The organism is Roseomonas sp. KE0001 (genome assembly GCF_016107285.1).
In the GTDB taxonomy this organism is placed as follows: Bacteria; Pseudomonadota; Alphaproteobacteria; order Acetobacterales; family Acetobacteraceae; genus Pseudoroseomonas.
In genome coordinates this window covers 196,950-222,477 of sequence record NZ_RCVQ01000003.1, presented here as the reverse complement: position 1 = coordinate 222,477, position 25,528 = coordinate 196,950, and the positions used below count along the sequence as shown (strand labels likewise).

24 protein-coding genes are annotated in these 25,528 nt (G+C 68.0%); 11 read left to right on the top strand and 13 right to left on the bottom strand.

Going from position 1 to position 25,528, the window contains the following annotated elements; all coding sequences use genetic code 11:
• The first annotated feature begins 142 nt into the window (after positions 1 to 142).
• Entirely contained in the window at positions 143 to 1,411 is a 1,269-nt protein-coding gene (locus D9598_RS07515) for a PHB depolymerase family esterase (RefSeq protein ID WP_198365792.1), read from the top strand.
• A gap of 76 nt (positions 1,412 to 1,487) precedes the next feature.
• Positions 1,488 to 2,222 (top strand): IS6 family transposase, encoded by a 735-nt coding sequence (locus tag D9598_RS07510; protein ID WP_198365771.1) that lies wholly within the window; start codon positions 1,488 to 1,490, stop codon positions 2,220 to 2,222.
• A gap of 136 nt (positions 2,223 to 2,358) precedes the next feature.
• On the opposite strand, the gene D9598_RS07505 is transcribed toward D9598_RS07510, so the two are convergent.
• From D9598_RS07505 to D9598_RS07475, 7 genes are read right to left on the bottom strand one after another with little or no spacing between them, the layout of a single operon-like run.
• Positions 2,359 to 3,879: an AMP-binding protein gene (locus D9598_RS07505; protein WP_198365791.1), complete on the bottom strand. Its 1,521-nt coding sequence runs from the start codon at positions 3,877 to 3,879 to the stop codon at positions 2,359 to 2,361.
• Positions 3,876 to 4,889, bottom strand: coding sequence for a nitronate monooxygenase family protein (locus D9598_RS07500; protein WP_198365790.1), 1,014 nt, complete (start codon positions 4,887 to 4,889; stop codon positions 3,876 to 3,878). Before D9598_RS07500 ends, D9598_RS07505 begins: the two co-directional genes overlap by 4 nt.
• 1 nt (position 4,890) lies before the next feature.
• A complete protein-coding gene (locus tag D9598_RS07495; protein WP_198365789.1) occupies positions 4,891 to 5,706 on the bottom strand; it encodes an SDR family NAD(P)-dependent oxidoreductase in 816 nt (271 codons plus the stop codon).
• Positions 5,707 to 5,715: 9 nt separating this feature from the next.
• Positions 5,716 to 6,510, bottom strand: a complete 795-nt coding sequence (locus D9598_RS07490) for an enoyl-CoA hydratase/isomerase family protein (protein WP_198365788.1) — start codon at positions 6,508 to 6,510, stop codon at positions 5,716 to 5,718.
• A gap of 12 nt (positions 6,511 to 6,522) precedes the next feature.
• Complete coding sequence (locus tag D9598_RS07485; protein ID WP_198365787.1) at positions 6,523 to 7,671, bottom strand: thiolase family protein; 1,149 nt, start codon at positions 7,669 to 7,671, stop codon at positions 6,523 to 6,525.
• On the bottom strand, positions 7,668 to 8,102 hold the full coding sequence (locus D9598_RS21015; RefSeq protein WP_198365786.1) for a Zn-ribbon domain-containing OB-fold protein: 435 nt from the start codon (positions 8,100 to 8,102) through the stop codon (positions 7,668 to 7,670). The genes D9598_RS07485 and D9598_RS21015 overlap by 4 nt, the downstream gene beginning before the upstream one ends.
• 23 nt (positions 8,103 to 8,125) lie before the next feature.
• On the bottom strand, positions 8,126 to 9,094 hold the full coding sequence (locus D9598_RS07475; protein WP_198365785.1) for a tripartite tricarboxylate transporter substrate binding protein: 969 nt from the start codon (positions 9,092 to 9,094) through the stop codon (positions 8,126 to 8,128).
• Between the two features lie 167 nt (positions 9,095 to 9,261).
• Here D9598_RS07475 and D9598_RS07470 point away from each other — a divergent pair, with 167 nt between their 5' ends.
• Both D9598_RS07470 and D9598_RS07465 read left to right on the top strand, forming a co-directional pair.
• Positions 9,262 to 9,912: a TetR/AcrR family transcriptional regulator gene (locus D9598_RS07470; RefSeq protein WP_198365784.1), complete on the top strand. Its 651-nt coding sequence runs from the start codon at positions 9,262 to 9,264 to the stop codon at positions 9,910 to 9,912.
• A gap of 101 nt (positions 9,913 to 10,013) precedes the next feature.
• On the top strand, positions 10,014 to 11,000 hold the full coding sequence (locus tag D9598_RS07465; protein ID WP_198365783.1) for a tripartite tricarboxylate transporter substrate binding protein: 987 nt from the start codon (positions 10,014 to 10,016) through the stop codon (positions 10,998 to 11,000).
• A gap of 124 nt (positions 11,001 to 11,124) precedes the next feature.
• Here D9598_RS07465 and D9598_RS07460 read toward each other — a convergent pair whose 3' ends face one another.
• The 3 genes from D9598_RS07460 to D9598_RS07450 form a co-directional block, all read right to left on the bottom strand.
• Complete coding sequence (locus tag D9598_RS07460) at positions 11,125 to 12,102, bottom strand: tripartite tricarboxylate transporter substrate binding protein (protein WP_198365782.1); 978 nt, start codon at positions 12,100 to 12,102, stop codon at positions 11,125 to 11,127.
• Positions 12,099 to 13,088 carry a tripartite tricarboxylate transporter substrate binding protein gene (locus tag D9598_RS07455; RefSeq protein WP_198365781.1) on the bottom strand — a complete coding sequence of 330 codons (990 nt, stop codon included), beginning with the start codon at positions 13,086 to 13,088 and terminating at the stop codon, positions 12,099 to 12,101. The genes D9598_RS07460 and D9598_RS07455 overlap by 4 nt, the downstream gene beginning before the upstream one ends.
• A 111-nt stretch (positions 13,089 to 13,199) precedes the next feature.
• A complete protein-coding gene (locus D9598_RS07450; RefSeq protein ID WP_198365780.1) occupies positions 13,200 to 13,937 on the bottom strand; it encodes an IclR family transcriptional regulator in 738 nt (245 codons plus the stop codon).
• Positions 13,938 to 14,163: 226 nt separating this feature from the next.
• On the opposite strand from D9598_RS07450, the gene D9598_RS07445 reads away from it, so the two are divergent.
• Positions 14,164 to 15,309 carry an acyl-CoA dehydrogenase family protein gene (locus D9598_RS07445; RefSeq protein ID WP_198365779.1) on the top strand — a complete coding sequence of 382 codons (1,146 nt, stop codon included), beginning with the start codon at positions 14,164 to 14,166 and terminating at the stop codon, positions 15,307 to 15,309.
• A complete protein-coding gene (locus D9598_RS07440; RefSeq protein WP_198365778.1) occupies positions 15,306 to 17,393 on the top strand; it encodes an acetate--CoA ligase family protein in 2,088 nt (695 codons plus the stop codon). Before D9598_RS07445 ends, D9598_RS07440 begins: the two co-directional genes overlap by 4 nt.
• Positions 17,394 to 17,532: 139 nt before the next feature.
• Here the strand turns inward: D9598_RS07440 and D9598_RS07435 are convergent, their stop codons facing one another.
• The 3 genes from D9598_RS07435 to D9598_RS07425 are packed head-to-tail and all read right to left on the bottom strand — an operon-like array spanning position 17,533 to position 20,572.
• The gene (locus D9598_RS07435; RefSeq protein ID WP_198365777.1) at positions 17,533 to 18,336 is read right to left on the bottom strand and encodes an SDR family NAD(P)-dependent oxidoreductase; all 804 of its coding nucleotides are present in this window, start codon (positions 18,334 to 18,336) and stop codon (positions 17,533 to 17,535) included.
• Entirely contained in the window at positions 18,333 to 19,406 is a 1,074-nt protein-coding gene (locus D9598_RS07430; protein WP_198365776.1) for a CaiB/BaiF CoA-transferase family protein, read from the bottom strand. The genes D9598_RS07435 and D9598_RS07430 overlap by 4 nt, the downstream gene beginning before the upstream one ends.
• Positions 19,406 to 20,572: an iron-containing alcohol dehydrogenase family protein gene (locus D9598_RS07425; protein WP_198365775.1), complete on the bottom strand. Its 1,167-nt coding sequence runs from the start codon at positions 20,570 to 20,572 to the stop codon at positions 19,406 to 19,408. Before D9598_RS07425 ends, D9598_RS07430 begins: the two co-directional genes overlap by 1 nt.
• A gap of 120 nt (positions 20,573 to 20,692) precedes the next feature.
• Between D9598_RS07425 and D9598_RS07420 the strand changes: the two genes are divergently transcribed.
• The 5 genes from D9598_RS07420 (at position 20,693) to D9598_RS07400 (ending at position 25,476) form a co-directional block, all read left to right on the top strand.
• Positions 20,693 to 22,273: an AMP-binding protein gene (locus D9598_RS07420; RefSeq protein WP_198365774.1), complete on the top strand. Its 1,581-nt coding sequence runs from the start codon at positions 20,693 to 20,695 to the stop codon at positions 22,271 to 22,273.
• 26 nt (positions 22,274 to 22,299) lie between these two features.
• Positions 22,300 to 23,151 (top strand): SDR family NAD(P)-dependent oxidoreductase, encoded by an 852-nt coding sequence (locus D9598_RS07415; protein WP_198365773.1) that lies wholly within the window; start codon positions 22,300 to 22,302, stop codon positions 23,149 to 23,151.
• Between the two features lie 146 nt (positions 23,152 to 23,297).
• Complete coding sequence (locus D9598_RS07410; RefSeq protein ID WP_232477012.1) at positions 23,298 to 24,176, top strand: oxygenase MpaB family protein; 879 nt, start codon at positions 23,298 to 23,300, stop codon at positions 24,174 to 24,176.
• A 178-nt stretch (positions 24,177 to 24,354) separates the two neighbouring features.
• Entirely contained in the window at positions 24,355 to 24,663 is a 309-nt protein-coding gene (locus tag D9598_RS07405; RefSeq protein ID WP_198365772.1) for a hypothetical protein, read from the top strand.
• A gap of 78 nt (positions 24,664 to 24,741) precedes the next feature.
• The gene (locus D9598_RS07400) at positions 24,742 to 25,476 is read left to right on the top strand and encodes an IS6 family transposase (RefSeq protein WP_198365771.1); all 735 of its coding nucleotides are present in this window, start codon (positions 24,742 to 24,744) and stop codon (positions 25,474 to 25,476) included.
• Positions 25,477 to 25,528 lie beyond the last annotated feature (52 nt).

Genomic DNA, 25,528 nt, shown 5'->3' with positions numbered 1-25,528 from the left:
CGCAGCGCCCCACCCCGGCCGATCAATGGCCGCCTGCGCCGCGATGACCAGCTCTCCTCGTCCGCGGTGCTCCACCGCGGAGGGCGGAGCAAGCCTCCCTTCCTGCGCGAAGGCCCGTTCTCGCACATCGAAAGTTCCCGACATGAATGTCCCGCTCTCGAATTCCATGCGGGAGGCGAACCGCCTCACCCGCGAGGGTCGCCTCACCGAGGCTTCAGCGCTGCTGCAGCGCCTGCTGCGTGGTGAATCCGAGGCTGCCGCATCGGCGCCGGATACCGCCGGCCTGTCGGCCGTCGGTCATCCCCGCATCCTGGATATGAACCCCGAGACCGGTGAACTCCTGGAGCCGGCGCCCACCAGGGAGAAGGCATTCGCCGCCGGCTGGCGGACAGCCGCGGGCAGGACGCCGCCGGCCATGCCAGAGGCGCTGCGCGGATTGCTCGACCAGGCCTTCCCCAAAGGCGTGCCGCAGGGGGGACAGGGACCGATGGCAGGCCAGGCATCACAGATGGCCGAACCGGTCCCTGAAGGCGCGGAGTTCGTCGCCGGCTTCGTGACGGATCACGGCAGGCGCCTCGACTACAAGCTCTATGTCCCGAGCACCTATCAGGGTCGGGCGGTGCCGTTGGTGGTCATGCTCCATGGCTGCACACAGTCACCCGACGACTTCGCCGCCGGCACGCGAATGAACGCGCTCGCGGAAGAGCATGCCTGTCTCATTGCCTATCCGGGCCAAAGCCAGTCCGCCAATGCCCAGAAATGCTGGAATTGGTTCAAGCCCGGCGATCAGCAGCGTGAGCAGGGTGAGCCGGCCCTCATCGCCGGCATCACGCGCCAGATCATGCGCAGCCATGCGGTCGATCCGCGTCGTGTCTATATCGCCGGGCTGTCGGCCGGCGGCGCCGCCGCCGCCATCATGGCGCAAGCCTATCCCGATCTCTACGCTGCCGTGGGCGTGCATTCCGGCCTGGCCTGCGGGGCGGCCCGCGACATCCCCTCGGCCTTCGCCGCGATGCGCCAGGGTGCCGCGGTTCCGCCGCAGCCTGGTCACCCCGGCCCGGCCGCGCCGCGCCCCCGCATTGTCCCGACCATCGTCTTTCACGCCGATCAGGATAGAACAGTGCACCCCCGCAACGGCGACCAGGTCATTGCTCAGTCCAGCGCGTCGGGCGTCCTGCGGGTCAAGGCGGTGCAGAACGGGCAGGTGCCGGGCGGACATGCCTATCGTCGCACCATCTACGCCGATACGGCGGGAAAGCCGCTGCTGGAGCAGTGGCTGGTTCACGGCGGCGGCCACGCGTGGTCCGGCGGCAGCCCCGCAGGAACCTATACCGACGCCCGTGGCCCCGACGCCTCGCGCGAGATGCTGCGTTTCTTCCTGGAACACCCCAAAGACAGTAGCGCCGGGTGAGCGCTCCTCGGCCATTCACGGGAGCCGGTTCTGTTGGATCTTTTGTGGTCTGGCGCGATCGGGGCCAAGCTGGGGTATGTCACGACGACAGCTGGCGAAACTCCGGACGGATCCGATCTTCAAAGGTCGGCAGTTTACGGCGGAGGTGATCCTCTGGGCAGTGCGCTGGTACCTGATGGTCCCGATCAGCTACCGCGACCTCGAACTCATGCTGCAGGACCGCGATGTCAGCATCGCGCACACCACCATCTTTCGGTGGATCCAGGCCTATGCACCAGAGTTGGAGCGGCGGCTCCGGCCTTATCTACGCCTGTCCAACGGATCATGGAGGGTTGACGAGGCCTATGTCCGGGTGAAGGGGTGCTGGATCTACCTGTACCGGGCGGTCGACAGCCGTGACCAGACCATCGACTTCCTGCTCTCGGCCAGGCGGGATGCCGAAGCCGCGAAGCGCTTCTTCCGCAAGGCGCTTGGACAGCCACATACAGTGAACCCGCGCACCATTGCGGTGGACAGAAATCCCGCTTACCCGTGCGCCACGGCAGAGATGAAAGCGGACGGCAAATTGTGGCGCTCCGCCCGCCTGCGACAATACAAGTTCCTGAATAGCATTGTGGAACAAGACCACCGGCGTGTGAAGCGCCTGATCAGACCAGGGCTCGGCTTCAGCGGTTTCCATACAGCACGACGAACACTGGCGGGCTACGAGGCGATGGCGATGATCAGGAAGGAGCAGGTTCGGGATATCGGCGGACGAGACATGCGGGCCCAGGCCAACTTCATCAACAAGCTGCTTCTTCCCGCTGCCTGATTTGGCTACCATCGTGTCTATTCGCGGCTACCGACAATCTTCGCAACGGGACCTCCGATAGGGGTGTTCATTTCTCCGGCGTTCGAGACTTCATCCTCCCGCCTACGGGGCTGTCACGCGGATAGTCAGGCGCAGCTCACGGCCTGTCCGCACCATAGGCTTCCCGCAGTCGTCGCTTGAAGATCTTGCCCATACTGTCTCGCGGCATGTCCGGCACCAGCCAGATCCGGCGCGGCACCTTATAGCCCGCTAGCCGCGCCTGCAGATGCCCACGGATCGCCGCATCCATCGGCGCGGCACCGGACCTGAGCTGGACGGCGGCCACCAGGGCCTCGCCATATTCCGCGTCCGGCACGCCGAAAATGGCGCAGTCCAGCACATCGGGATGCGTGATCAGCGCTGCTTCGATCTCGGCCGGATAGATGTTCACTCCGCCGGAAATCACCATGTCCCGCTTGCGATCGGTGACAAACAGGAAGCCTTCCGCGTTCAAATGGCCGACATCGCCATTGGTGACATGGCCGTCGCGCTCCACGCGGGCGCGTTCCTCCGGCATGTTGTGATAGGTGAAGGGCAGCGCATTCGGGCCGGAATCGACGAAGATCTCGCCGGTCTCGCCGGGCGGCAGGATACGGCCCTCCTCATCCAGGATGCGGATAGAGGTGCCGGGCAGTGCCCGCCCCACCGTGCCGGGAAAACGCAGCCAGTCCGCGGCGCTGCAACTGGTGATCAGGCTCATCTCGGTCGAACCATAGGTTTCAGAAAGGATCGGGCCCCACCAGTCGAGCATGGCGCGCTTCACCTCCGGCGCGCAGGCGGAACCGCCATGCGTTACCCCTTCCAGTGAGGAAAGGTCGTAGCGCGCCCGTACCGCCTCCGGCAGCTTCAGCAGTCGCACCAGCATGATCGGCACCAGGGCCAGATGCGTCAGGCGATGCGCCTGGAGGGAGTGCAGCAGTTCCTCCGCATCGAAGCGCGGCAGTACCAGGATGAGCTCGGCTTGGGCCAGCGCCACCCGCGCATTGGAGGCCGGGCCGGCATGGTAGAGCGGCCCCACCACTGCTGTCCGCATCCCCGGTCGCGCCCCGCCGGCCAGGGTGCGGATGCGCCGCGCGGCGTCATGCTGCTCCGGCGTGCCGGGCAGCCGGCGCACGCCCTTGGCCCTTCCGGTGGTGCCGGAGGTATAGAGCATCATCCCGAGCGAAGGCGGCGTCGGCGCCGTCCAGGGCGGTTGGGCATCGCGCCAGGCCGGCCAGTCCAGTGTACCTTCCGGTGCTGCGGGGATCGCGCCTAGGCCATAGGCTGCGGCGATCTCCGGCGGCGTCGGTACCACGATCACCGCCACCTGCGGCGGCACCAGGGGTTCGATATGCGGCAGCAGGTCGGCATGCACCACCAGCACTCGGGCGCCGCTGTCCTGCAGCACATGCCCGGCCTCCTCGGCGCGAAAATGCCAGTTGATGGCAACCAGCGGCGCGCCTAGCCGGTCGGCGGCGAGGATCACCTCCAGATAGGCGGGCTCGTTGCGCAGCATCACGGCGATGCGCTCGCCGGCGGTGACGCCCAGCGCGGCCAAGCCGCTGGCGGCGCGTGCGGCGCGGTCGCGCAACGCCGTCCCGTCGATGTTGTGCGTGCCGAAGAGGATGGTCTGGGTCATGCGGACACCATGTCCAGGGTCAGGCCGGCCAAGCGCCGTCGCGCCGCGACCGCCTCCGTCATCAGCCGGTCGAAGATGGCTTCCATCGGCTCCACCACGTCGCAGAAGGCAGCGGCGGGGCCGCAGGAGAGCATGCCGCGTTCCACATCGCCATCGCGATAGGCATGGTCGCGGGATCTCGTGCCGCCGACGAGGTCGGCAAACTCAGCATGGTCGCGGGCGCCGGCCGCCTCCCGCCGGAGCACCTCACGGGAGGTCGCATTCTCCAGCACCCGCCAGGCGCCCATGGGGTGCGTGCCGGCAAAGGTCACCACGGAGGAATCCTGTGCCGCCGCAACGATGCGCGCTTTATAGGCGGGATGCGCCCAGATCTCCGCCGCCGCCAGCAGGCGGGAGCCGAGCAGCACCCCTTCCGCGCCGGAGGCCAGGGCGGCGAGAAGGCTCTCCCCGGTGCCGATGCCGCCCGCGACCACCAGGGGCACGGAAAGCTGCCGCGCCGCCATGGGCGCTACCACCAGCGACCCCAGCTGGGCGGCGCCGGGATGGCCACCGGCCTCCACCCCAATCAGACAGATGGCATCCGCCCCGGCGCGCTCGGCATTCAGCGCATGGCGCAGCAACGGGCATTTGTGGATGGCGATGCCGCCCGCGGCATGGATGCGATGGATCAGGTCGCCCGGGGCACGGCCCACCGTCTCGAAATGCCGCACGCCGGCGCGCAGCGACAGCTCCAGCCAGGCTTCCAGGCGAAGATTGTGCCCCTCCACCTTCGAGACATTGAGGTTCACGCCGAAGGGCAAGCCGCCGGTCAGCTCGCGGCACTTTTCCAGCTCGCGCGCGAAGCCATCCGGTTCGGCAAAGGAGCGCGGCGTCAGGAAGGCCATGCCGCCCGCCCGCACCACGGCGGCGACATAGCGCGCATCGGACAGCCACATCAGCCCGCCGGCCAGGATCGGGTGACGGATGCCGAAGAGGTCGGTCAAGCGGGTGCGGAAGACGGGGAGATGCATGTCAGGGCATCGCATAGCCGCCGCTGGCGCCGATATGCTGCCCGGTGATGAAGGCGGCACGATCGGAGGCCAGGAAGGCGACGACGCCGCTGACATCCTCCGGCCGCGACAGCCGGCCCAATCCCTTGGCCGCGGGATAGGCGTTCAGCATTTTCGCCAGGCGCTCATTGGTCTCCGGCGTGGCATCGGCGCTGGTCGCCTGGCCAGGGGCGATGCCCTCATGGCTGACGGCGCCCAGCACCACCACATTGGCGGTGATGCGGTCACGCCCATGCTCCTTGGCCAGGGACTTGGTCAGGCCGATGATCGCCGCCTTGGCGCCGGAATAGGCGGCCAGCCGCGCCTCGCCGATCCGCCCCGCCTCGGAGGCGATCGAAATCACCCGCCCCCATTTCTCCCCGACCATGTCGGGCAGCACGGCGCGGCAGCAATACATGGTGCCGTAGACGTTCAGCTCGACCGTCTGGTGCATCTCGCTGTCGGGCGTGTCGATGAAGGTCGGCGGCATGCCCCCCTTGGCGCGGCGACCGGGGGTGACGCCGGCATTGTTCACCAGGATGGTGATGGGACCGAAAGCCTCTCGCCCGCGTGCCACCAGGGCTGCCACGGAATCTGCCTTGGTAATATCGCCGGGGGAGGCCGTGGCCTCGCCGCCCGCCTCGCGGATCTCCCGCACCACCGCCTCGGCGCGCTCAGGAAAGAGGTCGTTGACGATGACCTTGACGCCCTCGGCGGCCAGCTCGCGGCAAATGGCCCGGCCGACGCCCTGGCCGCCGCCGGTGACAAGGGCCACGCGACCCTGCAGCTTCAGTTCCATGCGATCCTCTCAGCGCCCGACGAAGGCAGGCTTGCGTTTCTCGACAAAGGCGCGGAAGCCTTCTCGGCGGTCCTCGCTGTCGGTCAGCATGCCGGCGGCATAGCGTTCGAGTTCGAAGCCGGCCTCGATGCCGCCCTGCATGCCGGCATTCACCGCTCGCTTGGCGAAGGCCACCGCCAGCGGCGGCATCTCTGCAATCTTGCGCGCCGTCTCCATGGCGGCGGCCAGCACGTCGCGCTCCACCACCTTGCTGACCAGGCCGATGGCCAGGGCCTTCTCCGCCGTCAGGTGCTCGGCGGTGAACATCAGCTCCTTGGCCATGCTGGCGCCGACAACTCGCGGCAGGGTCTGGGTGCCGCCGGCGCCGGGAATGGCGCCCAGCCGCACTTCCGGCAGGCCCATCCGTGCATGCGCCACCGCGTACCGGATGTCGGCGGTGAGCGCCAACTCCATGCCGCCGCCCAACGCCACGCCATTGATGGCGGCGATCAGCGGCCGCTCGAATTCCTGCATTCCGCGGATCAGCTGGTGCGTCGCCTTCTGCGCCATGAAGTATTCCGGGCCGGTGCGGCGCAGCTCGGCGCGTTCCTTGATGTCGGCACCGGCGCAGAAGGCGCGGTCGCCGGCCCCGGTCAGGATGACACAGCGTAGCCCGGCATCCTCCTTGGCCAGGCGGAAGAAGGCAGTGGCCAGATCCTCCTTCATGCTGCCGCCAATGGAATTCATCCGCTCCGGCCGGTTCAGCGTGACGGTCGCGACGCCCTCCACCTGCTCATAGATCAGCGTCGACAATTCCTCGCGCATGGCGCTTCTCCCTCAATCCCGCTGCAGCACATGGCCGACGGCGACCGAGCCCAGCCCGATCATGTGCGCGAGCCCCGTGCGCGCGCCCGGATGCTGGCGCCCCTCGGCCTCGCCGCGCAGCTGCCGCACGATTTCCGCGACCTGCCCGGCGCCGGTCGGCCCGATCGGATGACCCATGCCGAGCAGCCCGCCCGAAGGGTTCACCGCGCAGCCGCCGCCGCCAATATCCCAGCGCCCAGCCCGCAGCTGCGCCGCGCCCTGGCCCAGCGGGCAAAGGCCGAGCGCCTCCGCATAAACGATCTCCTCAATGCTGAAGGCGTCGTGCAGCTCGATGATATCCACCTCTCCCATGGCGACCCCGGCCTGTTCCAGCGCCGCCAGGCCGGAGCGCTGCACCATTTCCACCAGGCTCCAGCCCTCGTCGGCAACAGCGTGCTCGGAGGAAGCGACGGAGGAGAGCACGCGGATGGCGCGGCCGCGATCCAGCCCGTGGCGGCGGATGGCCTCCTCGCTCGCCACGATCACCGCGGCGGCGCCTTCCCCGCGCGGGGTGCATTGCAGAGAGGTGAGGTCGCCGGCCACGCGGTTGCTGTTCAGCACCTGCTCCAGCGTGCGGGGCTTGCGGAACTGGGCGTAGGGATTGCGCGCGGCATTGCCGTGGTTCTTCACCGCGACAAGCGCCATCTCCTCCGGCGTCAACCCGTAGCGGTCGCGCCAGGCGCGGGCCATCAGGGCGAATTTCACCGCGGGGATCTCGGCGGCCGGCGTCAGGCGAGGGATGCCATCCTTGTGCGCTGCGCGCTGGCCGCTGCCGAACTTGTCGACGCCGAGCGCCAGCGCAACCTCGTGCTGGCCGCTGGCCACCATCAGGCAGGCCGTGCGGAAGGCGGAGGAGCCGGAGGCGGAGGCATTCTCCACCTGCATCACCTCGAGCCCGGTGGAGCCAATATGCCGCAGCATCACCCGCCCCGCCGCCATGCCGATGGCGCCGGTGCCGATGGCGGCGAAACCCACCGCCGGCCAGTCCAGCTCGGCATCGGCCAGGGCTCGGCGCAGCGCGGTCAGGCCCAGCGTGACATAGGGGATTTCGGTCGGGAACTGGTAGGGATGCATGCCGATGCCCACCACCCGCACCGGACGCATCTCGCGCAGGCCGCTCATGCCGCGCCCTCCAGCATGCGGAAGCGGCAGACCAGCAGTGGGCCGCGCTCGCTGTCCTCCGGCACCAGCACGGCCTGGACCAGGGTGCCGGGCGGCACTTCCTCGGTGCCTTCCAGAATGCCATCCAGCACCGGACCTTCCTCCAGCCGCAGCCGCGCCACCAGCAGCGGTACCGCCATGCCGGGGGAGAGCGGCTGATGGATGGTGATGCAAGTCAGCACCGTGCCGCGGCCGCTGAGTTGGATCGGCTCCGCCGCCTCGGCCGGTGTAGCGCCGATGCCGTACGCGGTGCGGGGGAAGGCGATGGTGCCCGTGGCGGGATCACGCAGCGCCAGCAGCACGGCGCCGTCGCCGGTGCCGGTGCCGGTGCCGGTGCCGGTGCCGGTGCCGGTGCCGGAGGGCGCGTAGAGCCCTGGGTCGCGAAGCGGCAAATCCGTCTCTCCCTGGAAGGGGGTCATTGCGGGTGCAGTCCCGCCACGGCCACGCCGCGCGCGGCGCGGGCGCGCTCATCGGCGAAGAAGCGAGAAAGCTCCTCGGGCCCCAGATAGGCGGGGCCATTGCCGACCTGGCGCAGCCGCTCCGTCACCTCGGGCTCGGCCAGGGTGGCGCGCATGGCGGCATCCAGCCGCTGCAGCTGCGGCTCCGGCAGGCGGGCCGGGGCGGCGAGAGCCGTCCAGCTCTGCACCACCACCTCCGGGTAACGCGCGGACAGCAGCGGCAGATCGGGATAGGCCAGATCCGGGACGCTGCCGCCATTGGCGATCACCCGTACCTGGCCAGATTCCAAATGCGGCGCCAGCGGGCCGCGGCTGTCGAACAGGAAATCCACCTCCCCCGCCACCAGCCCGTTCATGGCGGCGGCGCTGCCGCGATAGGGCACATGAGTGGCCCGGGCACCGACGGCGTTGAGAAAGATCTCCGCCCCCACATGCATGGCGAAGCCGATGCCGGGGGAACCGTAATTGGCCGCATCGCCCTTGCGCCGGAGGTGCGCGACCAGACCATCCACATCGCGCACGCCGGTGGCGGCGGGCACCGCCAGCAGGAAGCCGCCGGCGGTGATGCGCGAGACCAGGCGGATGTCGCGCACCGGATCGAAGGGCAGGTTGCGGAACAGGTGGGGGTTCAGCGTGACGATGCCGCCGGAGAGCAGCATCAGCGTCTGCCCGTCCGGCGCGGCGCGGGTCAGGAATTCAACCGCCAGATTGCCGCCGGCGCCAGGGCGGTTGTCCACCACCACAGCCTGGCCCAGGCGCTGCGCCAGGCCGGGCTGCACAATGCGGGCGATCAGGTCGGTAATGCTGCTGGGGGAGGAGCCGCAGACCATGCGGATGGGCTGGGCGCCGCCCTGAGCAGCGGCCACGCCCGGAAGCAGCGCGGCAGTGGCCATGGCGGCCAGGGCCGCGCGGCGCGGCATGGACATGGATGCTTCTCCCCTGCTTCGCGCGTTCTCTGCCCGCATGGGGCGATCCGTGTTTGTGACTTCATGGTACTCTAAGTGACTTTTGAGTCAACTCCAATGCGCCGATGGTCACGCGGCTTGCGCCGCGGCGCTGGGCCGGGCAGATGACGGGAAGCAGGAAGGCAGGGATGACCCGGACGGCAGCCGAGAAGAAGCCAGCACGCTGGGCGGATGCCGTCCCGGCCCGCGAGGCGCAGTACGAAAGCAAGCGCCGCGCCCTGGTGCGGGAGGCCGCCCGCGCCTTCGGCCGGCGCGGCTTCCACAACACCTCTCTGGAGGAGATCGCGGAGACGCTCGGCGTGACCAAGCCGGCGCTCTATCGCTATGTCCGCACCAAGCACGAGATCCTGTTCGAGGCGAAAAGCATTGCTTTCGATGCCGGCGCCCGGGCACGGGAGATGGCAGCGGAAGGCAGCCAGGATCCGCTGGAGCGGCTGCGCCTCTACATCGTCCACTATATCGACCTGGTGACCAGCGAGCTCGGCTCCTATGCGGTGCTGGCGGAGCCGGTGACCTCGCTGCCCCCGGAATATGCCGAGCCGATCCGCGCCCGCATGCGAGAAGCCGATCGTGCCCTCCGCGCCATGGTGCAGGCAGCCATGGAGGCCGGCGCCATGCCACAGGGCGATCCCCGCTTGGCCGTCGCCTTCTTCATGGGCGCCATCAACCACATCGCCCGCTGGTACACGCCCGAAGGCTCGCTAAGCGGCCGGCAGATCGGCGAGATCTTTGCCGGCTTTGTGCTGAACGGCCTGCGGGGGCCGGCGCCGCCGGGCTGATCCGGCCAAACTTGACTCTATAGTAACTTCCGGGACCAATAGGTCACGCTGCCGGATGGAGGCTGGCGGCGCCCTGCGCCGACCGGAAAGGAGGAACCGTTATGATCTGGACCCGTCGGGGCGCCATCGCCCTGGCCGGCACCCTGCCCCTTGCCCGGGTGCCGGGCCTGCGGGCACAGCCCGCGCTGCCGCCTGGCTATCCTGCCAAGCCGATCCGGCTGCTGATCGGCTTCGCCCCCGGGGGTGCCACCGATATCGCCGCCCGGTTGGCCGCCCCCATCCTGTCGCAGCTGCTGGGGCAGCAGGTGGTGCCGGAAAACCGCTCGGGCGCCGGCGGCAACCTGGCGACCGAGATGACGGCCCGCGCCCCGGCCGATGGCTATATCCTGCTGATGCTGACGCCCGGCCAGATCGTCACCAACCCGCTACTGATGCCGGTGCCCTATGATCCGGAGCGCGACATCAGCATCATCGCGCGCATGACCGCGGGGCAACTGGTGATGGTGGTGCCCAGGGCCTCCCCCTTCCAGGACCTGCCGCAACTGCTGGCCCGGGCCCGCGCCGGCGGCCCGCCGCTGTCCTACGGCACGCCTGGCCCCGGCACCTCCCAACACATCGTCATGGAGATGCTGAAGAAGGAGGGCGGCTTTCAGGCGACGCATGTGCCTTATCGCGGCAGCGGCCCGGCGGTGACCGACCTGATCGCCGGCAATATCGACTTCATGATCGACAGCGTCAGCCCCACCCTGCCGCATGTTCACAGCGGCGCCCTGCGCGCCATCGCCGTGACCGGCACGGAGCCGCATCCGGATTTCCCCGGCGCGGTGACGCTGAACAGCCTGGTGCCGGGCGTGGTGATGACCACCTGGCTGGGCCTAGGCGCGCCGCCGGGCCTGCCGCCGGGCATGGTGGATTACCTGACCGACATCGTCCGCAGGGTGGTGCAGGATCCGGCCTTCGCTGGACGTATGAAAGAATTGGGCGGGCAATCCGCCTGGCTGGGACCCGCCGATTTCACCGCCATCCTGGCAGCGGAACGCAGGAGCATCGGGGCGGTGATCCGCAACGCCAAAATCCGCCTGGAGTAGAGAAGCATCTTCTCTCTTAAGAAAAGAAGCGAAGACAATTCTCAGTTGGCGCCTCGCCTGAACTGTGAAGCGGGACGCCAACTGACAAAAATTTCTTGGTTCTTACAAAAAAAGAACGTCGTTTCTACAATGGCTGGGCTCCGGAGCGCCGCACCACCTCCGCCCAGCGCGTCATTTCCGTCTCGACGAAGCGGCCCAGGGCCTCGCCGGCCATCTCGTCCATCGGCCGGCTGCCATTCCCTTCGCCATAGGCCCGCAATTCCGGATCCCGCAGCATGGCGGCAGCCGCGGCGGACAGCCGCTGCACCACCGCCGGAGGCGCCTCGGCCGGCAGGAACAGCCCCGACCAGGCGGAGGACCAGGCCTCCGGCAGGCCGATCTCGGCAACGGTAGGCACATCCGACAAGGCCGGAATGCGCCGCTGCGCGGTAACCGCGAGCGGCCGCATCCGGCCATTGGCCACATGTTCCCGCGTGGTGGCGACATAGTCGAACATCACATCCGCCGTGCCCGCCATCAGGTCGGTCAGCGCCGCAGCGGCCCCGGTATAGGAGACATGGGTGGTCTCGATCCCGGCCACGGATTCGAAGAGCACCGCGGTCAGGTGGGTGGAGGTACCGACCCCCGCATGCGCCAGATTGACCCGGCCGGGATGGGCGCGGGCGAAGGCGATGAATTCCGCCGCATTGCGATAGGGCCGCGACGGATTGGCAACGAAGACATTGGAGGATTCAAACAGTCCCTGGATCGGCGTGAAGCTGCGCACGGGGTGATAACCGAGCCGGCGATACAGGGCCGGCGCTCCGGCCATGGCGGCATTGGTGCCATAGAGCACAGTATAGCCATCCGGTGCCGCCCGGGCCACGTATTCGGTGCCGAGCGTGCCGCCGGCGCCGGGGCGGTTCTCGATCACCACCGTCTGGCCCAACTGCTCGCCCAGCTTGCGCGCGGCCAGGCGCGAGGTGGAATCCGTCACACCCGCCGGGGTGAAGGGCACCACCCAGGTCAGGGCGCGGCTCGGGTAGCGCTCCTGCGCCAGGGCCGGCGCCGCCAGCGCGGCGAGGCCGGCGCCCAGGGCCCGGCGGGTCAGCGGCGCGTTCATGAGGGCTGCGCGCCGGAACGGCGGACGATCTCCGACCAGCGCGGGATCTCCTCCTGGATGAAGCGGCCGAAGCGCTCCTTGTTCAGCTCCACCATGGGGCGGCTGCCATTGCTTTCCGCCACCTGGCGGATCTCAGGGTCGCGGATCACCGCTTCGGCCGCCTCGGCCAGGCGGTCGACAATGGGCTGTGGTGTGCCGGCCGGCAGCAGGATGCCGGACCAGCTGGCGGAGAGCGCATCCCCCAGGCCCAGTTGCGCCACGGTGGGTACCTGCGGGAGGGCCGGGATCGGCTCGGCCGCGGTCACCAGCAGCGGGCGCAACCGACCGCCCTCGATATGCGCGCGGGTAGCGACGGCATAGTCGAACATGATGTCGATATTGCCGGCGATCAGGTCGTTCAGCGCCGGGCCGCTGCCGGGATAGGGGATGTGGGTCATCTCGATCCCCGCCACCGTCTGGAACAGCACCGCCGCCAGATGCGTGCCGGTGCCGACACCGGACGTGGCGAAGTTGATGCGGCCGGGATGCCGCTTCGCGTAAGCTACCAGCTCCGCCGCCCTGCGATAGGGGCGGGAGGGATGCACCACCAGCACATTGGGCGTCTCAAACATGCCCTGGATGGGGATGAAAGAGCCCATCGGGTCATAGGGCAGCCGGCGGAACAGGGCAGGCGCGGTGGCCAGCGTGCCCTGGGTGCCATAGATCATGGTGTAGCCATCGGCGGCCGCGCGGGCGGCCAACTCGGTGCCCAGCGTGCCGCCGGCCCCGGGGCGGTTCTCGATGATGATGCTCTGGCCCAGCCGCTCGCCCAGCTTGCGCGCCACCAGGCGCGAATTGACGTCGGTGATGCCGGCCGGGGTGAAGGGCACGATCCAGGTGATCGGCCGGTTCGGATAGGTGCCTTCGGCCCGGGCAAGGGGCAGGCCCAGCGCCGCCGCCAATCCCCCGCACGCGCCGCTCCAGGCAGCCCTTCGGGTGATCCGCATGGTTGTTTCCTCCCTTTCGGCCATCCTGCCGTTACCTCCGAGTCACCGGAATTACCTTCAGGATATCGGAGACCAATCGGGAATCAACACGACTTTATGGAGATACGGCCTTCAGGGGCCGAAGAGCAGCGGGCGCGCCTCCTCCAGCGCCGCCAGATAGCGCTCGCGATTGGCCTCGAGCCGCGACACCGGCCCGCCAAGGGAGATCGCCACCGGCTCGCCGCCCACCAGCCCGGCGATGGCGATACCCGCCACCCCCTCTCCCGCCTCGCCCGAAACCCAGGACCAGCCGCGTGCGGCGATCTCGGCCACCGCTCGTTCCAGCGCCTCCGGGTCGGTGATGGTCTGCGGGCCCAGGGCGCGCAGCGGGCGGGATTGCAGCAGGCGCCGCCGCTCCTCGGCCGGCATCAGCGCCAGCAGAGCCTTGCCCAGTGCCGAGGCATGCAGTGCCAGCCGGTCCCCCGGCCGCAGCATGTAACGCAGCACATGGCTGCCTTCCTGGATCGCCACTACCTGCACGCGATGCCCGTCGGGCCGGCCGCAAAGCGCCGTCTCGCCGGTTCTTTCGCTGAGCATGGCAATGGCCTCGGCGGCGAAGGTAACGATGGGATCTCGTGCCGCCGCTTGCTGTGCCAGATCCAGCAGCCGCCGCGTGGGATAGAAGCGGCGGGAGCGCAGGGTGCGCAGCAGAAAGCCCGCCTCATGCAGCGTGTGCAGCAGGTCGGAGGTGCTGCTTTCCGGCAGGCCGATGAGCCGGGCGACCTCCGAATTGGACAATTCCCGCTGCTCGCGGGCGAAGGTCTCGAAGACGGCCAGGGTGCGCAGGGTCGCCGGAACGGTGGTCGGCATCGGGAGCCCTCAGGGTGTCGAACAGGAAGGAGACGGCGTTAGAGGAGCCACCGCCATCTGACCAGCGCACGCGAGACGTGACTCCAAAGACAGTTTGTTGACTTGAAAGTCACTTCGACTAGCATGGCCGCATCGAAGGAAAGGCCACGGCCGCGGAAGGTCGGGCGGGAGGGAATGGTCATGGTGGCGCGCGCATGCATCGGTCCAACACGGTCCGGAGGTCCCGATGGCCATTGACCTTTCGCCGGAGCAGGAGCTGTTGCGCGACAATGTCCGCCGCTTCCTGGAGCGGGAGGTCACCCCGGTGATCAACCGGCACGAGGCGGCGAAGACCTTCCCCTTCGAGCTGCTGGGGGAGCTGCGGCAATTCGGCTATCTCGGCGGGCGCCTGCCGGAGGCGGAGGGCGGCTTCGGCCTGGACTACGTCACCTGGGGCATGCTTCTGGAGCAGACCGGCTACTGCTGGATGTCGCTGCGCACGCTGGTGAACATCACCAACGGCGCCATCAACCGTCTGCATGCCTATGGAACGCCGGAGCAGAAGGCGCGCTTCCTGCGGCCGCTGCTGGAGAACACCCGACGCGCCTGCTTCGGCCTGACCGAGCCGGAAGTGGGGTCCAATGCCGCCGGCGTGCAGATGCGCGCTGACCGGCGCGGCGACCGCTACCTGCTGAACGGCCGCAAAATGTGGATCACCAACGGCGCCAATGCCGATTTTGCCATCGTCATCGCCCGCACCTTCAGCCCGGATTGCGAGGGCGGGCTGTCCGCCTTCATCGTCGAGCGCAGTGATGGCTACGAGGTGCGCCCGCTGGACACCATGGTGCTGCGCTGCACCGGCACGGCGGAGCTGGGCTTCAGCGACATCAGCATCCCGCGCGAGAACCTGCTGGGCGAGGAAGGCGGCGCCTTCCGCCATGTGCTGAAGGGGCTGAACGCCGCACGCGTCAACATCGCCATGGGCGCGGTGGGCGCGGCACAGGCAGCACTCGACCTTTCCATCAACTACGCGAAGACGCGCAAACAGTTCGGCAAGCCGATCGGCAGCTTCCAGCTGGTGCAGAAGCACATCGTCGACATGACCATCCGCACCGAGGCGGCGCGCGCCCTCTCCTACAATGCCGCGACCGCGCTGGATCGCGGCCGCGATGCGCGCACCGAATGCTCCATCGCCAAGCTCTATGCCACTGAGGCGGCGCATGAAGTGGCCAGCATGGCGCTGCAGGTGCATGGCGGCATGGGCTACTCCACCGATTACCCGATCGAGCGCATCTTTCGCGACACCCGCGGCGGCATGATCCCGGAGGGCACCACGGAAATCCAGACGCTGATCGCCGGCCGGGAGATCCTGGAGCTTTCGGCGCTGTCATGAGCGGCTTCTCCGATCTTTCCCCGCTTTTCGATCCGCGCTCCGTCGTGCTGGTCGGCGCTTCCGAGCGTGCCGCCAGCGTCGGCGGGCGCACGCTGTCGAACATCCTGGATCATTCGGAGTTCCGCGGCGCGCTGCACCTCGTGAATGTCACGCGGTCGGAGATCCGCGGCCGCGCCTGCCACCGCCGCGTCGCCGACCTGTCGGAGGTGCCGGAGCTGGCGGTGATCGCCGTCCCCGCCGCCGGCGTGATGGAGGCGCTGCGGGACTGCGCCGCGCTGGGCGTGAAATACGTCATCATCTTGTCCTCCGGCTTCGGCGAGACCGGCGAGGCTGGCCGCTTGGTGGAGGCAGAGATGCAGGCCCTGGCGCGCGCCAGCGGCATGCGGCTCTACGGCCCGAACTGCCCGGGCGTCACCAATATCAACAAGCGGCTGGGCTTCACCTTCTCTCCCGCCTTCTCGCATGACCTGCGGCCGGGCCCGATCGGCCTGGCGACGCAGGGCGGCGGGCTGGGCCGCAACCTGCTGCAATCCATGGAGCGCGGCACCGGCTTCGCGCTCTGGTGCTCCACTGGCAACGAGGTGGATCTGCAGGTCGCGGACTTCATCCATTACATGGCCGGCGCGCCGGATGTACGGGTGATCGGCACCATCCTGGAAGGCATCAAGGACGGGCCGCGCTTCCTGGCCGCCGCCCGCGCCGCCGCCGAGGCGGGCAAGCCCATCGTCGCGCTGAAAGTCGGCCGCTCCGCTTATGGCACGCGCGCCGCCGCCTCGCACACCGCCTCCCTCACCGGCTCCGCCGAGGTGAACAGCGCCGCCTTCCGCCAGTTGGGCATCATCGAGGTGGACGACATCGACGAGCTGGTCGATGTCGCTTCCCTGCTCGCCCGCGGCCGGCCGCGAGGCGGCGAGCGCATCGCCATTTTCGGCTCCTCCGGCGGCGCCTGTGCCCTCGCGGCCGACATGGTCGGCCAGGCCGGGCTGGTGCTGGCCGATCTGGCGCCGGAAACCACGGCGGCGCTGGCGGAAAAACTGCCGCCCTATGCCGCGCTGGGCAATCCGGTGGATACCACCACCGTCACCCTGACCAATCCTGGCGTGATTGAGGAGACGCTCGCCGCCGTCGCCAACGATCCGGCCGTTTCCCTGGTGATGATGCCCATGCCGCTGGATTACGGCAGCGTCTCGCAGACCGTGGCCGAGCGCATGGTGGCGGCCCAAACGAGATCACCTATCCCGCTGGTTCCAGTCTGGATGAGCGAGCGCACCGGCGCCGCCTATCGCTGCTTCGCCGAGGCGGGCATGGTGCCGATGCGCAGCCTGCGCAATGCCGCGAAGTCCTTCCGCTGCTTCATTGACCATGGCGCCTGGCAGCCCGGTATCCTACCCCGAGGCCTAGGGGCCGGCCTGCCCGAGGCCCCGACCCGCACCCTATCCGAAGCCGAGGGCAAGGCCATGCTGCGCGCCGCGGGCCTGTCCGTGCCGCAAGGCCGGTTGGCCACCAGCACCGAGGCGACCGCCGCCGCCGCCACGGAACTGGGCTTCCCCGTGGTGTTGAAGATCGCCAGCGCGGAGATCTTGCACAAATCCGACATGGGCGGCGTCGCGCTGAACCTACGTGACGCGGCGGCCGTACGCGATGCCTTCGCCGCCGTTACCCGCGCAGCCGCCCAGCACCATCCCGCTGCCCGCATCGACGGCGTGCTGGTGGAACGCATGGCCCCCTCCGGCGGCGTGGAATTGCTGCTCTCGGTCTCGCGCGATCCCGTGCTGGGCCATGTCATGACCTGCGGCCTGGGCGGCATCCACGTGGAACTGCTGCGCGACCTGTCCCGCCGCCTGCTGCCGGTCGATGCGGCCGAGGCGCAACGCATGCTGCGTGAACTGCGTGGCTTCCCGCTGCTGCAAGGCATGCGCGGCGCCGCGCCTTGCGACCTGGATGCACTGTGCCAATCCATGGCAGCGCTCTCCGCCCTTGTGGAAGCGCAACCGGAGCGCATCGAGGAAATCGAGATCAACCCGATCCGCAGCGGTGCGGATGGGGCGCAGGTGCTGGATGCGGTGGTCACGTTGCGAGGGTAGAAGAAAGCAAAGGTTCTTTCTTGTAAAAAAGAACCAAGAAGCTTTTCCCATTTTGGCGCCCCGCTGCCGGCCTCCAGGCGGGACGCCCAACAAAAAAAGTCCTTTGCTTTTCTTCTTCAGAGAAAGAAGAATCCCCTTGCTACCTTCGATCCGGCAGATCGAGCGATGTTGTCGCCGTCGCCCCCGCATCCACCGGCAGGATCACCCCCGTCATCCAGCGCGCATACCCCGAGGCCAGGTAGAGCACGGCCGCGCCGCAATCCCAGCCCGTGCCTTCGCTGCGCAGCAGGGACCGGTTGCGGCGGGCTTCGCGCATCTCTTCTGTCATGCCGCCGGCATAGACCATGGGCGTGTGCAACATGCCCGGGCAGACGCAGTTTACACGGATATTGTCGCGCGCATGATGCACCGCCATGGCACGCGTCATGTTCACCACCGCGCCCTTGGAGGTCGGGTAGAGCAGGTTCGGCGTGCCGCCGCGCAGCCCGGCGACCGAGGCGATATTGACGATCGTCCCGCCGCTGCGCCGCGCCATCTCCGGCACGGCGAATTTTGCCATCAGCATCATGGAGGTGACATTGACCAGCAGCTCGTGATTCCACTCGGCCAGATCGACATCGACCGCGGTGCCGCGGGCGCCGCCGATGCCGACATTGTTGACCAGCACATCCACTCCGCCGAATCGCGCCACGGCCTGGGCGACGATGTCGCGGCAGGCATCGGGCTGCGTGACATCGGCTTCCACCACCAGGGATTCGGCTTCGATCATTTGCGCCGTGCGCTCGGCCCAGGCGCGGTTGCTGTCCACCAGCACCACCCGCGCGCCAGCCTGCGCCAGCAGGATGGCGGCGGCGCGGCCATTGCCGATGCCCTCCGCCCGCGATCCAGCGCCGGTGATGATGGCGACCTTGCCCTGAAGCTCCTGTGTGATGCCGGGCGTCATGCCTGCTTCTCCGCCTTGCCGCCCAGCGCCGGCGCTTCCGCCAGATCCTCCATCCCCTGCAGCCGCACCGGAAAGCGCGCCAGCGGGCCGAGCACGGTCGGCATCATTGCACCGCGCACCACGAATTGCGGGAATTGCGCCAGCTCGGCCGGTGATACCACGGGGGCGGCGGGGATATCGGCGGCCAGTAGGCGCTGCAGCAGCGGCTCGCTCTCCTCCTCGGCGCAGCGGGTGGCGATCAGCGCATTGATCGCCTCGGTCTGCGGCACGCGCTGCGCCATGCGGGCATGGTCGTCCGTGTCGAAAGGCGCCAGCATCAGGCTATCGGCCAGCCGGGCCCAGAAATGATCCTCGAGCGCGCCGATGCTGATCGAACGACCGTCGCGGCAGGCGAAGGCGCCATAGCCGGGGCGGGCCAGCGCCATGCGGCGCTGCGCTTCCAGATCCTCTGCGCCCGCGCCGGCGAAGCGGCCCAGCCGCGGGTTCATCCAGTGTAGCGCGCATTCCGCCAGTGCCACGTCCAGATGCTGGCCACGCCCTGTGGTGGCACGCTGCAGCAGCGCCGCCAGCACGCCCGCCAGCCCATAGACAGAGCCGCAGAGATCGGCCACCGGCACGCCTGCACTGCCAGAGGAGATTGCCTTCAGACCGGCCACCGAAAGATAGTTCAGGTCATGCCCCGGCACCGCGGCATAGGGCCCGTTCTGGCCATAGCCGCTGAGCGAGACATAGATCAGCTTCGGGTTGCGCGCCGCCAGGCCGGAATAATCCAGCCCGAGCCGCGCCATCACCCCAGGGCGGAAGCTTTCGATCAGCACATCGAAGTCATCGGCCAGGGCCTGCGCCTGTGCACGTCCCTCGGGCTGCTTCAGGTCGATCAGCACGCTGTCTTTGCCGCGGTTCACTGCGCCGAAAACGCCCGGCGACATACGCCGCACCGGGTCGCCCGCCGGCGGACGCTCCACCTTCAGCACCGTGGCGCCCAGCTCCGCCAGGCAGCCGGTCAAAAAGGGGCCGGGCAGCAGCTCTGAGAAATCCAGGACGCGGAGGCCGTGCAATGGCGCCGGCATCAGATCATCTCCTCGTAGAGGGCCGTGGCTGCGGCGGCATCCAGCGGGCGGGGATTACCGCGAGTGGCGGCGCTCAGCTGCGCTTGGCGCGCTAGCTCCGGAATCATCTCTGGCCGCACCCCCAGCGCGCCCAGCCGCGAGGGCATGCCGAAGCGGTCGCGCAGCCCGGCGAAATGCGCGACCAACCGCTCCGCCGCTTCCGCCTCACCCTCCTCGGCGCCGACGATGTCGATCATCCGCGCAATTCCCGCATATCGCGCTCCGGCGACGGGCATGTTGAAGCGCATCACATGTGGGCAGATCACGCCGAGCGATTCGGCGTGGGTGCAGTCGGTCAAGGATTCTACCGGCGTGGACAGACCATGGATCGCATCCACCCCCTTCAGATGGATGCCATGGCCAGCTAGGTAGCTGGCCAGCATCATCTGCGACCGGGCCTCCAGATCCTGCCCATTCTCCACCGCGCGCCCAATATGCGCGGCGGCGCGGCGCATGGCATCGGCGCCCACCATCTCACCGATCGGATGCGGGCGGTTGGAGGTCAGTACGCCCAGCGCATGCATCAGCACGTCGAAGCCGGTGGCCGCCGTGGCACGCGGCGGCAGGCTGACCACCAATTCCGGGTCCAGGATGGTCAGGACAGGGCGGATATGCTCGCCGCGCAGCACCAGTTTGCGGCGCGGCGTCTTCAGCACCGCGCCCAACGTCGTCTCGCTGCCGGTACCGGAGGTGGTGGGCACGGCGACGAAGCGCAGCGGCGCCTGCGGCACCTCATGGATGCCGTCATCGAACAGTGCGTCCAGGCTGCGGCCGGTGAAGCGGCGCAGGCAGGCGCCCTTCACCGCATCCAGCGTGCTGCCGCCGCCCAGCGCCACCACCGCGTCGCAATCCTCTGCCTGCCACAGGGCCAGGATGGCCTCCACCTCTGCCTCGCGCGGATTGGGGCTGACGCCGGCATAGACGACCACGGACAGGCGGGCATCGTGCAGCAGCGCGGCCAGACGCGACACCAGACCCGCCGCCTGCAGTCCAGGATCGGAGGCCAGCAGGACGCGCGTGGCACCAAGGCCGCGCAGCCTGTCGCCAAGCTGTGTGATGCTACCTGGACCGAAGATGGCGGGATTCGGCCAAGTCACACCGAAAGCGGAAAGCGCGTCGCCGGTCATTTTGATCCTCCCACCCGCCGCGAAGGCTTGTCGTCGCAGCTTGCTACGACATGTTGTAGAGAACTACAACATGTCGTAGTTAAGTGGCATGATGGGCAAGCCGGCTGGGAGGCCAAGACGGTGATCAGCGAGCAGCAGCGCGCATCCTCAGTGCATGATGGCGGCACGATCGGCGACATGATCGTCACCCTGCTGGACCGCTATCCGCAGCGCATCGCCTTCATCGACGGCGCGCGCCGCTTCACCTACGCCGAGACACGGGACGCGATCAGCCGTGCCCTGCAGCAATTGCGGGCCCTCGGCCTTCGGCGTGGCGACACGGTGGTGCAGCTTTCCGGCAACCGGCCGGAGGTCTTCTTCGTCACCGCGGCGATCTACCTGCTGGGTCTGCGCTCCGTGACGCTGCAGGCCATGGGCGGCATCGAGGATCACGCCTATATCCTGGACCATTGCGAGGCGCGGCTGCTGCTGGCCGATGCCGCCTATGCCGGCCGCGCGCGTGCCCTGCGCGACCGCTTGCCCGCCGTGCCGCATTGGTATCTGCACGAGGCCGACGCCGAATTTTCCGGCTTCTGGGCGGAGGCCGCGCGCTTCACGCCGGCGCCTCTGCCTTCAGAGGCCACGCCGGACGACATTATCCGCCTGGCCTATACCGGCGGCACCACCGGCCGGCCCAAAGGCGTCATGCTGCCCGGCCGCGCCACCCTGACCCAGACCCTGTTGCTGATGGCCGGGCGCGCCTGGAGCGATGCACCACGCTTTCTCTGCCCCACGCCGATCTCGCACGGCGCGGGCGCCACGCTGATCCCGGTGCTCTGGCGTGGCGGCACGATCATCCTGCAGCAGGGCTTCGACCCGGACCGCTTCCTGGATGCACTGGAACAGCACGGGGCCACCGCCACCTTCCTGGTGCCCACCATGGTCTACAAGCTGTTGGATCATCCGCGCACACGGCAAACCGATTTCTCCCAGCTGGAGACACTGATGTATGGCGCCGCGCCGATGTCGCCCGCGCGCATCCGGGAGGCGCTGGCGGTCTTCGGCCCGGTGCTGCAGCAGGGCTATGGTCAGACCGAAGCGCCCAGCGCCATCCTGACCCTGTCGCGCCTGGATCATCTCGACGCCGATGACAGCATCCTGTCCTCGGCCGGCAAGCCCTACCCTGGCATTGCCGTGCGACTGCTCGACGATGACGACCGCGAGGTGCCGCAGGGCGAGGTGGGCGAGATCTGCGTGCGCGGCCCGCTTGTCATGGCCGGCTATCTGAAGCAGCCGGAACAGACCGCGGAAGCCTTGCGCAACGGCTGGCTGCATACCGGCGACATGGCCTATCGCGATGCGCGCGGCTTCTTCTTCATCGTCGACCGCAAGAAGGACATGATCATCTCGGGCGGCTTCAACGTCTTCCCGAAGGAGGTGGAGGATGTGCTGACCGCGCATCCGGCGGTTTCTGCCGCCGCCGTCATCGGTGTGCCGGACGCCAGATGGGGCGAGGCGGTGAAGGCCATCGTGGTCTGCCGCCCCGGATGGCAGGTCTCGGCGGAGGAACTGGCCGCGCATGTGAAGGCGAGGAAGGGCGCGGTCGCTACGCCGAAAACGGTGGATTTCGTCGCGCAACTGCCGCTGACCGTGCTGGGCAAGCCGGACAAGAAGGCCTTGCGCGCGCCCTACTGGGAAGGTTGGACCCGCGCGGTCGGCTGAGGCCGCCCATAGCAAGGAGAACCGCAATGAATCTCGCCCCCGGCTTGCCCGATCCCGGTCGGTCGATGCATGCGGAAAGCCTGGGCCAGGGGCCGCGTGGGACGCGGCTGGCCGGCCGCCGCCTGCTGCTGGTCGGCGCCGGCCAGCGCGCCAGCGCGGAGCCCGATCCGCCAATAGGCAATGGCCGCGCCATGGCCCTGCTCTTCGCACGCGAAGGTGCGAGGCTCGCCTGCCTCGACTTGGTGACAGAAGCTGCCGAAACCAGCTGCCGCATGATCGAGGCTGAGGGCGGCCGCGCCTTCCCTCTCACCGCCGATGTCGCCGATGCGGCGGCGATCCCTCCTGCCGTCATGCAAGCCGTGGCTGTGCTGGGTGGGCTGGATGGGCTGGTGCTGAATGTCGGCATTTCCACCCGGCAGGAGGTCGATGCCTTGACCGTAGCGGATTGGGACCGCGTCTTCGCCGTCAATCTGCGCAGCAACATGCTCTTCGCCCGGCAGGCGCTGCGGGTCATGGCGCCGGGCGGATCGATGCTGCTGATCGCTTCTCTGGCGGGGTTTCGCGCCGCCTCCCGCAATCCGGCCTATGAGACCTCCAAGGCGGCGCAGATCGCGCTGGCCCGCAGTCTAGCCCGCGCGGGGGAGCCACGCGGGATCCGCTGCAATGCCCTGGCACCTGGGTTGATGGACACGCCCATGGGCCGCGATGCCAGCCGCAACCGTCAGAATCGCGCCGCTGCCGTTCCCTTCGGACGTCAGGGCACCGGCTGGGAGGTGGCGCATGCCGCGTTGTTCCTTATCTCCAACGAAGCCGCTTATGTGAACGGCGAGTGCTTGGTCGTCGATGGCGGCCTGGGCGTAGGCATTGTGCGGGACTAGAAGGCAAGCCGCCTGAATGCGAGATATGCCCGGCATTGTCGACGATAATGTCCAGGATCAAAGTAGCAACAAGGCCCATTGCTCCAGGATGCTGACAGCATTCCCGACGCACCTATGTATCTGGCGTAACCGCGCAGGTGCACATCATGATGCCGTTCCCTGGAGTAGGCATTGCCCCGGATCGTCTGCCTGGTCTGCTGGCCCGTCGGGTGAAGCAGGCGATCGTGGCCGAGGTTGTCAATACCTTCAACGACCGCTCCCGGGGTGAGCGGCCGGTCACACGCAGGCCGGATGGCCTGTTTGGGCCCCGGGCGGTGGCCTGGCGTGTCCATGGCGACGTAACAACAATGATGCTGGGCGGTATTGCCGGGCTTCTGCTGCAGATGCTGCACCCGGCTGCGCTGGCGGGCGTCTGGGATCATTCGCGCTTCCGGTCCGACATGCAGGGCCGGTTGCGACGGACGGCACGATTCATCGCCCTCACCACCTATGGCGGGCGGGAGGAGGCCGAGGCCGTCATTGCTCGCGTCAGAGCCATTCACGAGCAGGTCAGCGGCATCCTGCCCGACGGCACGCCCTATGCGGCGAAGGACCCGGCCTTGCTGGCCTGGGTGCATGTCACCGAGGTGACCCACTTTCTGGATGCGTGGCGCCGCTACGCCGAGCCTGGCATGTCGGGTGCCGATCAGGACCGGTACTTTGATGAGATGGCACAGATCGCCTGCCTGCTGGGCGCTGATCCCGTTCCCCGCAGCCGGGCGATGGCGCATCGGCTGATCCAGGATATGCGGCCGCAATTGCGCTACGATCGCCGCACATACGACGTTGCGCGGCTGCTCTTGAGGCAGCCGCCGCAAAACAGATTGGCCAAGCCGATCCAAACCTTGACCATGCAGGCGGCAGCGGACCTCCTGCCGGCCTGGGCGCAACACATGCACAGCCTCACCGTGCCCATGTTGGGCCGCCCCCTGATCCGCGCCGGCGCGCTGGGCCTAGCGACAACGCTGCGGTGGGCCTTCCGGTGATGACAGCCTGAGCGTGGCTGCGGAGGATTACAATGAGGGAGCGCCCGCGTTCAGCGCCCTTCAGGGCTTCTCGCCCAGGCCTGATCGGATGAATGACCTGCGACCGCAGATTAATTCGATGGGCCAAGCATCCAATGCCGGTCTCCAGCGCTAGGTGAAATATCCAAGGAGGCCCAACATGCCACACACCATTACCGGCTATTTCGATACGCGCCGGGACGCCGAAATGGCTGTCGAGCACCTCGTCCAGGATCATGGGCTGGACCGCAATCGCGTGCGGGCCGCGGCTGAAGGAGAGGACAATACATCGGGTACCGTGGTCTCCGGCGCGGACGCGGCTGATGCCGCTGCCGGAGAAACGCCAGAAGGCGTTCGCAAGGGCCGGATCATGGTGACGGCTGAGGTCGGTGACGATCAACTCGAGATGGCGCTTTCCAGCTTTCACCAGTGCGGTGCGGCTGATGTTGAAACTGCCTCTGCCACGTAGCCGACGGGTTGTCTTAGCCGCTTCGGTCGGTTCTGTTGGATCTTTTGTGGTCTGGCGCGATCGGGGCCAAGCTGGGGTATGTCACGACGACAGCTGGCGAAACTCCGGACGGATCCGATCTTCAAAGGTCGGCAGTTTACGGCGGAGGTGATCCTCTGGGCAGTGCGCTGGTACCTGATGGTCCCGATCAGCTACCGCGACCTCGAACTCATGCTGCAGGACCGCGATGTCAGCATCGCGCACACCACCATCTTTCGGTGGATCCAGGCCTATGCACCAGAGTTGGAGCGGCGGCTCCGGCCTTATCTACGCCTGTCCAACGGATCATGGAGGGTTGACGAGGCCTATGTCCGGGTGAAGGGGTGCTGGATCTACCTGTACCGGGCGGTCGACAGCCGTGACCAGACCATCGACTTCCTGCTCTCGGCCAGGCGGGATGCCGAAGCCGCGAAGCGCTTCTTCCGCAAGGCGCTTGGACAGCCACATACAGTGAACCCGCGCACCATTGCGGTGGACAGAAATCCCGCTTACCCGTGCGCCACGGCAGAGATGAAAGCGGACGGCAAATTGTGGCGCTCCGCCCGCCTGCGACAATACAAGTTCCTGAATAGCATTGTGGAACAAGACCACCGGCGTGTGAAGCGCCTGATCAGACCAGGGCTCGGCTTCAGCGGTTTCCATACAGCACGACGAACACTGGCGGGCTACGAGGCGATGGCGATGATCAGGAAGGAGCAGGTTCGGGATATCGGCGGACGAGACATGCGGGCCCAGGCCAACTTCATCAACAAGCTGCTTCTTCCCGCTGCCTGATTTGGCTACCATCGTGTCTATTCGCGGCTACCGACAATCTTCGCAACGGGAC